14 protein-coding genes are annotated in these 14,563 nt (G+C 33.8%); 6 read left to right on the top strand and 8 right to left on the bottom strand.

All coding sequences use genetic code 11. The features are described from left to right. From VKY47_RS03300 to VKY47_RS03285, 4 genes are all read left to right on the top strand, one after another. Window positions 1-1,607: TonB-dependent receptor family protein (locus VKY47_RS03300; protein ID WP_324310331.1), on the top strand; the 1,607-nt coding region annotated here is incomplete at its 5' end. Window positions 1,608-1,641: 34 nt separating this feature from the next. Next, the gene (locus VKY47_RS03295; protein WP_324310329.1) at window positions 1,642-2,346 is read left to right on the top strand and encodes an Insecticidal toxin complex protein; all 705 of its coding nucleotides are present in this window, start codon (window positions 1,642-1,644) and stop codon (window positions 2,344-2,346) included. Window positions 2,347-2,419: 73 nt separating this feature from the next. After that, the gene (gene guaB / locus VKY47_RS03290; RefSeq protein WP_324310328.1) at window positions 2,420-3,892 is read left to right on the top strand and encodes an IMP dehydrogenase; all 1,473 of its coding nucleotides are present in this window, start codon (window positions 2,420-2,422) and stop codon (window positions 3,890-3,892) included. 56 nt (window positions 3,893-3,948) lie between these two features. Further along, on the top strand, window positions 3,949-4,596 hold the full coding sequence (locus tag VKY47_RS03285; RefSeq protein WP_324310326.1) for a sterol desaturase family protein: 648 nt from the start codon (window positions 3,949-3,951) through the stop codon (window positions 4,594-4,596). A 24-nt stretch (window positions 4,597-4,620) separates the two neighbouring features. On the opposite strand, the gene VKY47_RS03280 is transcribed toward VKY47_RS03285, so the two are convergent. Next, window positions 4,621-5,298 (bottom strand): SIR2 family NAD-dependent protein deacylase, encoded by a 678-nt coding sequence (locus VKY47_RS03280; protein ID WP_324310325.1) that lies wholly within the window; start codon window positions 5,296-5,298, stop codon window positions 4,621-4,623. Window positions 5,299-5,407: 109 nt separating this feature from the next. On the opposite strand from VKY47_RS03280, the gene VKY47_RS03275 reads away from it, so the two are divergent. Together VKY47_RS03275 and VKY47_RS03270 are read left to right on the top strand one after the other, a co-directional pair. Next, a complete protein-coding gene (locus VKY47_RS03275) occupies window positions 5,408-6,607 on the top strand; it encodes a hypothetical protein (RefSeq protein ID WP_324310324.1) in 1,200 nt (399 codons plus the stop codon). 59 nt (window positions 6,608-6,666) lie between these two features. Further along, on the top strand, window positions 6,667-7,323 hold the full coding sequence (locus VKY47_RS03270; RefSeq protein ID WP_324310323.1) for a TrmH family RNA methyltransferase: 657 nt from the start codon (window positions 6,667-6,669) through the stop codon (window positions 7,321-7,323). 79 nt (window positions 7,324-7,402) lie between these two features. Here the strand turns inward: VKY47_RS03270 and VKY47_RS03265 are convergent, their stop codons facing one another. From VKY47_RS03265 to VKY47_RS03235, 7 genes are all read right to left on the bottom strand, one after another. After that, window positions 7,403-8,185, bottom strand: coding sequence for a carboxypeptidase-like regulatory domain-containing protein (locus VKY47_RS03265; protein WP_324310322.1), 783 nt, complete (start codon window positions 8,183-8,185; stop codon window positions 7,403-7,405). Window positions 8,186-8,271: 86 nt separating this feature from the next. Further along, window positions 8,272-10,137 (bottom strand): DEAD/DEAH box helicase, encoded by a 1,866-nt coding sequence (locus VKY47_RS03260; RefSeq protein WP_324310320.1) that lies wholly within the window; start codon window positions 10,135-10,137, stop codon window positions 8,272-8,274. 259 nt (window positions 10,138-10,396) lie between these two features. Next, entirely contained in the window at window positions 10,397-10,828 is a 432-nt protein-coding gene (locus VKY47_RS03255) for a hypothetical protein (RefSeq protein ID WP_324310319.1), read from the bottom strand. 10 nt (window positions 10,829-10,838) lie between these two features. Next, window positions 10,839-11,354 carry an azurin gene (gene azu, locus VKY47_RS03250; protein ID WP_324310317.1) on the bottom strand — a complete coding sequence of 172 codons (516 nt, stop codon included), beginning with the start codon at window positions 11,352-11,354 and terminating at the stop codon, window positions 10,839-10,841. A 64-nt stretch (window positions 11,355-11,418) separates the two neighbouring features. Then, a complete protein-coding gene (locus VKY47_RS03245) occupies window positions 11,419-12,255 on the bottom strand; it encodes a helix-turn-helix transcriptional regulator (protein WP_324310315.1) in 837 nt (278 codons plus the stop codon). Between the two features lie 132 nt (window positions 12,256-12,387). Next, window positions 12,388-13,605 (bottom strand): tRNA modification GTPase, encoded by a 1,218-nt coding sequence (locus VKY47_RS03240; RefSeq protein ID WP_324310313.1) that lies wholly within the window; start codon window positions 13,603-13,605, stop codon window positions 12,388-12,390. Window positions 13,606-13,744: 139 nt separating this feature from the next. After that, window positions 13,745-14,320: a non-canonical purine NTP diphosphatase gene (locus tag VKY47_RS03235; protein ID WP_324310311.1), complete on the bottom strand. Its 576-nt coding sequence runs from the start codon at window positions 14,318-14,320 to the stop codon at window positions 13,745-13,747. Between the last annotated feature and the right edge of the window lie 243 nt (window positions 14,321-14,563).

The raw sequence follows: 14,563 nt of genomic DNA, 5'->3' as shown, positions 1-14,563 counted from the left end.
GTGGAACAAATAATAAGTGGAGTTATTACACGTATTTTAATTATAAAAAAGGGAATGGGTTTAGACCAAATTCGGAATTTGAATCCAAGAATGTGTTTGCTCATCTAGGCTATCAATTTTCCGAAAAAACATCTTTAACTGCAGAAGTAACCTATTTGAATTATTTAGCGCAACAAGCTGGAGGTTTAACAGACCAAATGTTTGAGAAAGATCCGTATCAAAGTAATAGATCTCGAAATTGGTTTCAGGTAGATTGGTTGTTGTATAATGTTAAGTTTGCACATAAATTTTCAGATAAGACCAATTTCACCTTTAACTTTTTTGGTTTGAATGCCTCAAGAGATGCTTTGGGATACAGATCCAATAGGGTAAACCAAATAGATCCAATGAACGAACGCGATTTAATAACTGGAGATTTTAATAATTTTGGTTTTGAAGGACGTTTGTTGAGCGAGTATAAATTGGCTAATAAGAAGTCTATATTTTTAATTGGAACTAAATTTTATAAAGCCAAAAATTTTCAGCAACAAGGTCCTGGAAGCGATGGAGATGGTCCTGATTTTAATTATTATAGTAGTGAGTTTCCTAATTACCCAAACCAATCGCAATTCGATTTACCTAATTTGAATATCTCTGTTTTTGGTGAAAATATCTTCTATTTAAGTGAAAAATTTTCAGCAACTCCTGGATTTAGATTTGAATATATCAAAACCCAAAGTGACGGTTTTTATAAACACATAAATACAGATGCGGCTGGCAATGTTATTTTTGAAGAAACCGTTTTCGAAAACCAAAATTTTGAACGTGCCTTTGTTTTGCTTGGTCTTGGATTAAGTTACAAACCTACCAGTCAATTTGAGTTTTATGGAAATATTTCCCAAAATTATCGGTCTATAACGTATTCTGATATTTATATAAGCAATCCTGCATTTGCCATAAGTCCAGATATTACAGATGAAGATGGCTTTACAACCGATTTAGGATTAAGAGGCAATTTTAAAAACATAGTGTCTTTCGATGCTAGTATTTTCAGTGTTTTTTACAATAACCGTATTGGTTTTGCACAAAAAGTTTTGGAAGATGGACGAATAATAAGTGAACGTGGAAATATTGGAGATGCCTTAATATATGGTGTGGAATCGCTTTTCGATGTGAATCTTAAAAAGCTATTGGATTTGAATAATCAGTTTAGTTTAAATTATTTTATTAATTCTTCGTTTATTCATTCGGAATACACGTCTTCTCAAGTACCTGGAATTGTTGGAAATAAGGTAGAATATGTTCCTGAAATAAATATAAAAACAGGTCTTAAATTTGGATATAAAAACTTCTTGGCTGGCGTACAGTATACCTATTTGTCCAGTCAGTTTACAGATGCTACAAATTCTGTAGAACCAAATTTAAGTGGTGTTATTGGTGAAATACCTAGTTATGATATTTTAGATTTTTCATTATCCTATAGTTATAAACGCTTTAAATTAGAAGCTGGCGTTAATAACGTTTTAGACAATGCTTATTTTACGCGTCGTGCCACAGGTTATCCAGGACCAGGAATTATTCCTTCGGCCCCAAGAAATTGGTATACAACTTTACAAATTAAAATATAAAAATTTCTTGTAATTTTATGCTTCAATAAAGTATATGAAGCATTTATTATATTTTTTAGTTTTTTCGACGATTCAAATAGGTTATGCCAAAGAATGGAAGAACTTAAAGGATTATCAATCAGAAACCGGTAAAATTGAATTACAAGCTTCCGATTGGCTTCGTAAGGACAGAAAAAATAATAGCTTGGTTTGGCAACAGGCGAATCTTTATAATTTACAAAACAACCTTCCTCTAGAATATCAAACCATTAAAGAACGCACCGATTTTTATCTATGGCTTTTTAAATCCTTGGACGAAAAACAAATGGAAGTGGTTTGGCCAAAAATGGCCTATTTTATATCTAACAAATTGGAAATCACCAAATCTTTTCCGTTTAACATTTTTACAAGCAAAGACGTGAAACAGTATGCTGTAAAAGGAAGTGAAACCGTTTTTGCTAAAGCTTTTGGAAAGATTCAATTACTATATTTTTCTGAAGAAACCTTAAATGCTACTGAAGCCTTTGCTTGGGATGAAGCTATAATTCGTGAAGAACAATATGTTTGGTTACAAGATATTTATAATGAAATAGATGCAAAAACCTTAAAAACCATAGATAAAATGGCTAAAGGTAAAGGGATATATGGATTACTAGTACCCAAAAAACTTGCATTTTCTGGAGATTTATCCGATAATGAAAATCGCTACCACTACGCATTAAACACCTTACGCCCTTATTGCCAAGAAGAATATAATTAATTTAAGAAAAACTTAAAAGTAATTTCCCCATAAATATTGTACATTTGCACGCAATTACACACCTAATTGCAACATGACAGCACACGATAATAAAATTGTAGGAGAAGGTTTAACCTACGACGACGTCCTTTTAATTCCTGCTTTCTCAGAAGTCTTACCTCGAGAAGTCAACATTCAAACAAAATTTACCAGAAATATTACCATCAATATCCCAATAGTTTCAGCAGCTATGGATACGGTAACAGAAAGCGCTATGGCTATTGCTATGGCTCGAGAGGGTGGAATAGGAGTGCTTCATAAAAACATGTCTATCGCCCAACAAGCCATTGAAGTAAGAAAGGTAAAACGTGCCGAAAGTGGAATGATAATCGATCCAGTAACGCTTACCATAGATGCAAAAGTGCAAGATGCCAAACAAAGTATGGCAGAACACAGTATTGGAGGTATTCCAATTGTGGATAAAGACGGCATTTTAAAAGGTATTGTAACCAATAGGGATTTGCGTTTTGAAAAAATTGGTGAAAGACCCATTGTTGAAGTTATGACCAGTGGAAGACTGGTAACAGCACCCGTAGGAACTTCTTTGCAACAAGCAGAAGTGATTTTACAAGAACATAAAATTGAGAAATTACTGATTGTTGACGATAATTATAAATTAGCAGGTTTAATTACCTTTAGAGATATAACAAAACTTACTCAAAAACCCCATTCCAATAAAGATGTTTATGGACGTTTACGTGTAGCTGCTGCTTTAGGAGTAACTGCAGATGTGGTAGAACGTACCGAAGCTCTAGTGAAATCTGGCGTAGATGCTGTAATTATAGATACGGCTCATGGACATACAAAAGGAGTGGTTGACGTCTTGAAAAAAGTAAAAGCTAGATTCCCGGAATTAGATGTTATTGTTGGAAATATAGCCACCGCAGAAGCAGCTAGATATTTAGTGGAAGCTGGTGCCGACGCTATAAAAGTTGGAATTGGTCCGGGTTCTATTTGTACAACTCGTGTTGTTGCAGGAGTTGGTTATCCGCAATTTTCGGCTGTTTTAGAAGTAGCAGCTGCCATTAAAGGCTCAGGTGTTCCTGTGATTGCAGATGGAGGAATTCGTTATACAGGAGATATTCCTAAAGCTATTGCTGCTGGTGCAGATTGCGTGATGCTAGGCTCTTTATTAGCAGGAACAAAAGAAAGTCCTGGAGAAACTATTATCTATGAAGGTAGAAAATATAAGTCCTACCGAGGTATGGGTTCTGTTGAAGCCATGAAGGAAGGAAGTAAAGATCGTTATTTTCAGGATGTGGAAGACGATATTAAAAAACTAGTGCCAGAAGGTATTGTAGGTCGTGTACCATATAAAGGCGAGCTGTATGAAAGTATCCATCAGTTTGTTGGTGGTTTAAGAGCTGGAATGGGTTATTGTGGCGCTAAAGATGTGGAAACCTTAAAAGAAAATGGACGTTTTATTAAAATTACAGCTTCTGGAATTAATGAAAGTCATCCACACGATGTCACAATTACCAAAGAATCACCTAATTATTCCAGATAAATTTTTATTAGTATCTTATATTTTTTATAATTTTGTATATTAGATAAAAGAATATTATGAAACCAGAAGTGACAACCGATTTTCAGACTGGGCAAGCAGAAATATTTGAAAACCCTATTCTGGAGCGTTTAACCAAAACGGATCCCATTTCCAATATTATTGTATATGGCTTGGTAAATGCATTTTTAGTTTATATAGCTATAGGAATTAAAGGCTTATCTGTTCTGCTGTTTATCGGATTATTTGTTTTTGGATTGTTTTTTTGGACTTTTGCAGAGTATATGCTACATCGTTTTGTGTTCCATTGGGTAACAGAAGCCGCATGGTCTCAAAGGTTTCATTTTATTATGCATGGCGCCCATCATAATTTCCCTGCAGATAAAGATCGCTTATTAATGCCTCCAGTTCCTGGAATTATTTTGGCATCTATCTTATTTGGAATGTTTTATATAATTTTCTGGATTGCGGGATTAACGCAATTGGTTTACGGCTTTTTCCCTGGCTTTTTTATTGGGTATTTATTGTATTCATTTGTACACAGAGCTACCCATGTCATGCGTCCTCCAAAACGCTTCAGGGATTTATGGCACCATCATAGCTTACATCATTACAAGTACCCTAATAAAGCCTTTGGCGTTTCTAATACGTTTTGGGATAAAGTGTTTGGCACGATGCCTCCAAAAAAGGAGAGAAGAAAAGCCTAAGCACATTTGCTAATTATTTTATTTCTACTTCGAAAGTAAGTTTAAAAGCTTTTTCATCCCTTTGGTTGCGGCTTCAGGAATTACTGTAACTCTTTGGCTGTTAATTTTTGCCGGCTTTGGATCTATATAATATATTGGAACGTGACTTGGTACAAAATCCATTAAACCCGCAGCAGGATAAACTTGCATAGACGTACCAATAATAACAAGAATATCGGCAGTTTCACAAATGTCCATGGCCTTTTCAATCATGGGAACAGCTTCGCCAAACCAAACAATATGAGGTCTTAATTGATGGCCTTTTTCACATAAATCTCCTACAAAAATATCTTTTTTCGAAAGTCTGACATCTTCTAGATTTTTGCTACTTCTTATTTTAAGTAATTCGCCATGTAAATGAACAATATTGGAACTTCCTGCTCGTTCATGGAGATCGTCCACATTTTGCGTAATGATGGTTACTTTATAATTGAATTCTAAACTGGCTAAAGCCAAATGAGCCTCATTAGGTTGAACCGTTAATAACTGTTTTCGTCTTTCGTTATAAAAATTTAAAACCAACTCCGGATTTTTAGCAAATCCCTGTGGAGAGGCCACTTCCATAACATCATGACCTTCCCATAGCCCATCGGCATCTCTAAAGGTTTTAATGCCGCTTTCGGCACTTATTCCGGCTCCAGTAAGTACTACAACATGTTTCATTTTGTGAAGCTATAAAATTTCGCACATAAAATAAAATATAAATGCACTGTAAGTTCACTTTAAAAATTTATATATTATGTGTAATATTACACTTCTTTAAATTCAAATTATGAAAATGAGATTTAAGTCGCTAGTTTTTATATGGTCTATAGTGATGTTTGTAGCTTGTAGTGGAGACGATAATATTACGCCTATTCCTTCAAGCTTAATTTCTAAAACCTATACAATAAGCTCTATTTATGATAATAGTATAGATGGAACTGCGAAATTTATAAAAAACGACGATGAGTCGGTTACGGTCGAACTACGTCTTACAGGTATTCCAACTGGAAGTCCTCATCCAGCTTCCATAAATTATAACACAGCTGCCGAAGGAGGAAATATTGCCGTAACCTTAGGTACAGTCGATGGAAGTACAGGTTTTAGTACCCTGACTTTTACAACTTTGGACGATGGAACTGCTATTACTTACGATGAGCTTTTGAGTTTTGATGGTTATGTAAATGTTCAGTTAAGTAGTTCGCAACCAAATGAAAGTATTGCTCAAGGAGATATTGGACAAAACGCTCTTACTGGAGTGACAAAAACTTATATTTTAGGTGAAAAAGATCTGCCTGGAACCTCTGGAACTGTCATTTTTTCTCAGCGTAAAAACGGAGAGGCTTTAGCGGTTATTCAGTTAACAAATGCGGTAAGTGGCGAGATCCATCCAGCACATATCCATGACAATACGGCTGTAGAAGGAGGCGCCATTGCTTTTACTTTTAACTCTATAGATGGAGACCTTGGAAAAAGTCAGACCAATGTTACTGCTTTAGACGACGGAACTTCCTTCCTGTTTATAGATGTTATAGACTTTGATGGTTATATTAATGTGCACGAAAGCCAAACAAATTTAGGAACTATTATTGCTCAAGGAGATATTGGTGAAAACGAACTCTCTGGAGTGGCAAAATCTTATGTTTTAGATGAAGTTGATGTGCCGGGAATTAGTGGAACAATTACTTTTTATTCCAGAAACAATGGAGAAGCTTTGGCCGTTATTGTCTTACAAGATACGCCTATAAATGGCGTGCATCCAGCTTATATCTATGAAAACAATATAACGACGCCTGGTAATATCCTTTTTACTTTTAACCCGGTAAATGGCGATACAGGAATAAGCCAGACCAATGTGGCTACTTTAGATGATGGGGTTGCTTTTGTTTATGAAGATGTATTAGGAGTTAACGGACATGTAACGGTACATTTAAGCACTATGCAATTAACAACTATTATTGCCCAAGGTAATATTGGAATAAACAATTAATCAAATAATATTATATTCTGAAAACCTGATGAGATACTCAGGTTTTTTTATTTTATAAGATGGTAGATTTAGAACTTTTAGCTTATTTAGAAACCTATTTAACCGAAAATAGGAGAGAGCGTTTTAATCATGTATTAAGCCAAAGAACCAAACATTTTACAGTAGCTACAGAAGATGTGTACCAACTTCATAACACAAGTGCTGTAATAAGAAGTTGCGATGTATTTGGCATTCAGGAAATCAATATTGTAGAAGAAAGAAATTCCAAGCGTATTGATAGGGAAATTGCCATGGGAGCCCAAAAATGGGTGGATTTAAACAGGTTTCATTCGGTTAAGCAGTGCCTTGTAGATTTAAAGGGAAAAGGCTATCAAATTGTTGCAACCACACCTCATACAAACGATTGTTTGCTACATGAATTTGATGTGACTAAAAAATCCTGTTTTTTCTTTGGAAGAGAAACGGAAGGTTTATCTCAGGAAGTTATCGATCAGGCAGATTGTTATTTAAAAATACCCATGTCTGGCTTTACAGAGAGTTTAAATATTTCTGTTTCAGCAGCTATTATTTTACAGCATGTAACCACCAAATTAAAACAAACGGATATAGCTTGGGAACTCACAAAAGAAGAGCAACAAGAAAAACGTTTGGACTGGATTAAGAAAACCATTAAAAGCTACGATAAGATTGTAGCAAGGTTTTATGAGGAGTCTTAAATATGTTGATTAATAAATTTTAATGTCCTTAGTTGGTATAAAAAAACCTGCAAATTTTTGAAAACTTGCAGGTTGATTTTTATAATTTGCCGTACTTCCTATTCCGGCTTAGTACTCTATATTCTTCATAACATTCGCTAATAGCATCTAATATCTGAAGGTCGTTTGCAGTTTCAATAAAACTTTTGGAGTAGTTACACTGCCTAATTATTTCATCCAAATCCACACGATTTACCTGTAAAAGCGCTACTAACATCTCCCTGTCGAATCTATTGGCCAATAGGGTTCTGATTTCGTCGTCTTGCTTCATTTGTTTCAACTTACGCATTTCGTTGGGTTGTTTTCCAAACATGCTGTGTAAAAAATCGGCGGGATTAAAAACAGCTCCTAAGACTCGAGTTACAGCGTTTGAAGATCTTCCTCCAGCTTCATAACCCGTTTCTAATCCAGAAATGCTATAACGATAATTGGTATTAAGAGGTATTACTTGTTTAATATCAACTTCCAGAAAACCAGTAAGCTTAAACTCGTTAATTACAACTTCTTCCAAAGCAAAAGCTAATTCTGTCAATGTAATTGTAGAGCTTCCATATTTTATCCAATCGTTAGTTACGCGTACTCGAATGGATTTGTAACCTAAATATGAAAAATGGAGCGTATCTGTGGCTTTTGCCTTAATTTCAAATTCTCCGCGCGAATTAGTTATAGCTCCTTTTACTTCGTTAATGTTAACAATATTAACGCTCTCCAAGGGTGTTCCTTCAGACGAGCTGATAACCAAACCTTTTACGGTGGTATCTGTCTGACCAAACATCGAGGAGGTCCCAATTAAGAGAATAAAAAGGAAAAGTAGTTTTTTCATTAACGCCATATTGCCCATAAAAGTACTAAACAAAACGATATTACCTTGTGCTATCTTATAATTTGACTAAAAATTAACAATAATATCTAGCGTCTAGAACGTCGAGGTCTCGCAATTGGAGAGCCAGAACGTCTTGAGCGGGATTCGCTGCTACTTGCACTTGCACCTTGTTTATCGTTTCTACTACTGCTACTAGAACTTGGGCGTCTATCGCCTCTGTTGCCATCGCTATTGGAGCTAGAACGTCTCTCGCCTCTTGGCTTATCTTCGCTACGTCTTCTGCCTCCTCCGCTATCGTTACGTCTTTTGTTTCTACTGGTTCCTTTTCCTAAATCTTCGCTAATCTCAACGTTTACAAAACGTCCATCGTGCTTATAATCTGTAAAGAAGGCCAGTACTTTTTCCTGGTGATCTTTTTCGGTATTAAAAAATGAAAAACTTTCTTTAACATCTACTTTAAAGACATCGTCTCTTCCTAAATCTAGAACTTCTTTTAGAAAATCCTTTAATTTCATCCAATCGTAACCATCTTTACTACCTACGTTAATAAAGTATCTAGAGTCGTTGGAGTTTTTAGAATAATCTCTTCCACCACCATCATAATCCTCACCTCTAGATGAAGATGAATCGGTAGTATTCAAGTTTTTGGATTTTTGATAATAATTAAAGAATCTAGTAAACTCTACAGAGAAGAATTTTTTAATCAATTCGTCTTTGGTGGTTTCAGCAAACAACTCGTTGATGTTGTCTAGATGCTTGTTTATTTCTGGATTTATTTCTGTATTATGAATTTTATTAGCTAAAGACATTAATTGTACTTCGCAAATATCCATACCATCAGGAATTTGTTTCAATTCAAATTTCTGATTAATAATACGTTCAATACTTTTTATTTTACGTACTTCACTTTTAGAAACAATAACCATCGAAATACCAGTTTTACCAGCACGTCCGGTTCTTCCAGATCTGTGTGTGTAAATTTCAGGTTCATCAGGTAATTGGTAATTTATAACGTGAGAAATATCGTCCACATCAATACCACGAGCGGCTACATCTGTGGCTACTAACATTTGTATTTGTTTGTTTCTGAAAGATTTCATCACCATATCTCTTTGGTTCTGACTTAAATCTCCGTGTAAGGCTCCTGCATTATACCCGTCTTCAATTAAGGTTTCGGCCACTTTTTGAGTGTCTCTTTTGGTTCTACAGAAAATTACAGAGAAAATATCTGGATTCGCATCTGCCAAACGTTTTAAGGCATTATAACGATCTCTAGCATTTACTAAATAGTATTCATGAGATACTTGATTGGTACTTTCGTTTTTGTTTCCTACTGTTATTTCAACAGGATTCTTCATAAACTTTTTAGCAATGTTGGAAACTTCTTTAGGCATGGTTGCAGAAAACAACCAGGTGCTTTTTTCTTGAGGTGTATGCGATAAGATATCGGTAATATCTTCTTTAAAACCCATGTTTAACATCTCGTCGGCTTCATCTAAAACAGCATATTCTATTTTAGAAATATCGACCATGTTTCTCTTGATCATGTCTTTCATTCTACCCGGAGTTGCCACAATAATTTGAGCCCCTCTTTTTACTTCTCTGGCTTGATCTTGAATACTAGATCCACCATAAATAGCAACCACGTTAAGACCTTTACAATATTTTCCATATTGTTTCATCTCGTTGGTAATTTGTAAACAAAGTTCGCGAGTAGGAGATAAGATTAATCCTTGAGTTGTTCTGCTTTCAATATTGATTTGTTGTAGCATTGGAAAGCCAAAAGCAGCTGTTTTTCCAGTACCTGTTTGAGCCAATGCTACTAAGTCTGTTTCTTTTTCTAATAAAATAGGAATGGCTTTAGCTTGGACATCACTTGGGGTTTCAAAACCCATGTCGGTAATAGCTTGTAATAGGTCGTTATTAAGACCCAAATCTTGGAATGTGTTCATTCGGTGTGTATAAGTATTCGATTAAATTATGTCGTGTTACAAAAGAAGCGAATCGACATACTTAACCCTTAACTTCCAGTAACACACCCTCACCCTGAGGAGTTAATAATCTAAATAAGCAAAAATGGCTTATTAGATTTTTTTCAAGGTGCAAATGTACAATTTTATTTTATACGAATTACGTTGGAGGTAAAAAAATTTTAATAGAAAGATTATTAGAACTTTTAATTGGAAGGGAAATGGTTGTTGATATCTTTTTTTAAGACCATAAGAACCAAGGGATTAAGTAGGCTATAATTCCAAATCCAAGGATGTAATAAATTAACAATCGTGTGTATTTGGCTTTATCGGTTAAGTTGCTCTTTTTAATCACTCTATAACCTATTGTAATTAAAATTGCAGCTAATATCATTCCAATTGGATGTTCAACGATGTAAAATCTGGATATGGAATGGCCCATAGATTCGCCTGAAAAGTTTGACAGTCCTAACGGAGATAATAAATAAAGTACAATTCCAATTAGTATTTGGATGTGTGTTACGATCAATCCAATCAAAGCCGCGATTTTTACCGATTTATTGAGAGGTTTTTTTAATAAAAATCGGATTAAAATGAAAACGACTACTAGCAACAGAAGGAAAAGTAAAAGCATTCCAATTCCGTTATGTGATTCTTTTAGAATATGATACATTTTATAAAATTTATTTAACGTTAAACTTGCCTTTCATAATGGAGTGATGCCCTGGGAACGAACATAAGAAGTCATAGGTTCCTTTTTCGGGTGCTTTAAAAGTAACGGTGGTACTTTCACCACCACCAATTAGACCGGTATAAGCTATAATATTTTTTTGATCTGTTGGAATATATTCGTTGTCTTTTTTGCTTACTACAAGTTTGGCAAATTCTGAAATAGATGTTCCCTTGGTAAGCAGTACAAAGTTATGTCCCATTGCCGTAATGGGCATGGTACCTGTGTGATTTAAGGTTAAAACTACCGTTTGACCTTCAAAAACAGTTATTTCTGCTTGGTCGAACTGCATTTTGTCATTTGAATTTAGAGTTATAATTATTGTATCTTGTTTTGATAGTTTTTCTAATTCATCACTTGTCATTACGCTTTTAACCGATTCGGCTTTAGGCGATTCTTTGCAGGAAACGAAGCTTGTAAGAACCCATGTAAGAATTAAAAAAGTAGACTTAAGTTTGTAAAGTTTCATTTTATGTGTTTTCAGCAAAGATAGGGGTTCATTAGTCGGTTTTTAAGGATAATTTAGGCTTAAACTAGGATAAATCAATCATTTTCCGATAATTTGAAGGTGTGTAGTTGGTTTCACTTTTAAAAAGCCGGCTAAAGTAAGAAGCATCATCAAAGCCTAGTTCCATACTTATTTCATTGATTGACATGTTGGTTTGAAGCAATAATACTTTAGCTTCCAAAATAGTGATTTCCCTAATAATTTCTGAGGTTGTTTTTCCAATTTCTTCTTTTACTCTTTTGTTTAGATGATTGGGTGTAATATTCAGTTTTTCAGCATATTCTTGAATGGTCCAATTTTGCTTAAACTGTTTGTGAACTAAACTCATGAAACTTGAGAAAACATCATTATTTGGTCTCGGTTTAAGTGCTTGTTTTTTGATAGTCAAAAATAATTCTGCTATGAAAGTGGAAAGATAAAAAGTGATTAAGCGATTGTTATTGGAATGCTTTTTCCGGCCTTTATACAATTGAACCATGCGGTCCAATAAAATTTCCAAATTTGCCACTTCCTCTTCGGGTACTTTCAAATAATTTTGATTGCTGGTTTGTGTTGTCCAAATGCCCAAAAAGGGATTTGCACCAATAAACTCATCTGAAAAATGACCATAGAAACCTTCCAAATCAGTAGATACAAAAGTTGTGGTGGTGATACTGTTTTTAGGTGTGAATAGAAAATCGTTTTTCTTCAATTGATAAGATTCAACCCCCAAACTTTTTGTCATGCTGCCATTTCTGATAAATACAAAGTCATGAACTGTTTTTTTATGAGGAGGAAGCGGAAGATTGAGATACACATCATCATCTTTAAAAGAATGAATAAAAAACTGAGTAATGGAATCATCAATTAATAAATCATCCATATTATTTTTGATATGATCCTTTCTAAAAACGATCGGACTTAATACTGGAATGCTATGTTTTGATTTGCCCAAATCTTTATGCTTTTCTATTTGTTGTTATCTATTTTGTTTAAGATTGGATTGGATGTGTTTTTAGAATATTGTGTATCCTAATATGAATGATAACGTGTTATACTTTGAAATCCAAGAAGGATCATCACCCAAAATCTCTCTATTTGTTTGGTATCTTACCTCCAGACTATATTTGTCATTTTGTTTGTAACCAATACCAAGGGCTACATTATTTCGTGTTTTAATCTCTAACGATTTATAGAGGGTGCCATCAAATCTAGTTAATTCAACCGATGAATTAGAACTGAAATCCAATACAAAGGAGGCATTTAGAAAAATTTTCGAATTCTTATTAATAAAGAAATAGTGTCTTAAACTGACAGGGATTTCAATAGAACTGTAATCGATATTAGCTATTATTTTTCCTCCAACCATATTAGTTATATCGGTAATTTTTTCGGATTTATAATTCTGATAAGTTGGTTCTATTGCAATGGCCCATTTGTTTTTGTTAAATGGCAAAATAAATTCGGCTTCTAATCCAATTCCAAACGCTAATTCATTGTCGAAATTAATAGTTTTAAAATTATTGTTGCTTATGGATAGTGAAGAACTGTTTAAACGAGGTCTGATATTTAGATTAAAAGAATGTCCTTTTTGTTTTGATTCGAAATAGGTTAGATCTTTGTTAAAACATTCACTGTAATCGGTAAAATATTTGACTAAGTCATTTTTATTATAAGCAACACTTTCAATTTTACTCATTTTAAAATCGGGACATTTCAAATCGGTCCATAATTGTTGTTTATATCTATTGTTCTTGCCAATACTATTGTCTGGAGTTTTGTAGCTTTTAAAAATTAATTGTTCAACTTTAGCGTTTTGCGAAGAGTAAAAAAATCTTTTTAAATTAAGATCATTATACTCATATAAGTTAGACTTACCTTCAATTAATACTTTTAAAAAGAGTTCTTCCTTTTTAAATATGGGATTTCTGTCGTTACTTAAATTATTAATATTCTCACTGGATCTATCTATATTTACAGTCCTTCTTATGTATTTGGAAATGTTATAAACACCAAATTCTTGTACTGAACTTATAGTTGCTTTATTGGCTTCGCTGCTTTCCGATAGTCTATACTCAAACTCAGTTGGGTTGTTTTTCCAATCAACATTTTTTATTAAACATTCGGTTTTTTGATTTGCATTATTGATGTAATATCCTTTTTCAAAAGAAATTTGAGAATAGGAATTAAGGCATAAAATTAATGCTAAAAGAATAAGTAGGTGTTTTTTCATTTTGTTTAAATTTGGTTATAATTATATAATCGAGTTTATATAAACTGTTAGTTTTGGGTTATCCCAAATATAATTTATTAGTGTTTGAGATTTATGGATATAAACTTCTATTTGGAAATCTTAATCAGGAGTTTTTATTTTATAAGGTCATTAAATGTTCAACAAGTTGTTTCACGGCTTTACCACGATGACCTATTTTGTTTTTTTCGTCCAAAGAAATTTCAGCAAAGGTTTGTGTATAGCCATTTGCCTTAAAAATGGGGTCGTAACCAAAACCATGTTCTCCATGTTTTTCTTCTGTTATATTCCCTTCGCAGATTCCTGTAAAAGTTTTTACTTCGCCATTTAAATGTAATGCGATTACGGTTTTAAATTTTGCTTGTCGGTTGGATTTATCTCTTAAGTTTTCGAGCAATAAATTCATATTGTCGTTTGCATCTCTTTGTTCGCCAGCATATCTGGCAGAATATACGCCAGGTTCGTTATTTAAAGCCTCAACTTCCAGACCGGTGTCATCTGCAAAACAGTCGTAACCATATTTTTTTTTGATGTATTCAGCTTTTTGTATGGCGTTGCCTTCAATAGTGTTTTGTGTTTCTGGAACGTCTTCATGGCAGCCAATATCCTGAAGACTTAATAGTTGAATATGCTCAGGAATTAATACTTGAACTTCTTTTAATTTATTTAGGTTGTTTGTTGCAAAAACGAGTTTCATATCAATAAAATTTTTAAAAAGAGATGTTATTTTATATCAAAAAAACGGAAAATAACACTAAATTCAATGAAAATTACAAAATTTATTATCACTTAAATCCATCATGGGAAAACAATACATCATATTACTTTGCTTGTTGTGTTCAAGTTTTTTGATACATGCCCAGAAGATAAGTAAAAAGGATTCTTTAAGCACTAGACAGGCTATTGATACGTTGCTCATTGATAGAGATATGAATAATTG

This window comes from Xanthomarina sp., assembly GCF_035306705.1.
GTDB lineage: Bacteria > Bacteroidota > Bacteroidia > Flavobacteriales > Flavobacteriaceae > Xanthomarina.
This window is presented reverse-complemented; position numbering and strand designations above follow the sequence as displayed.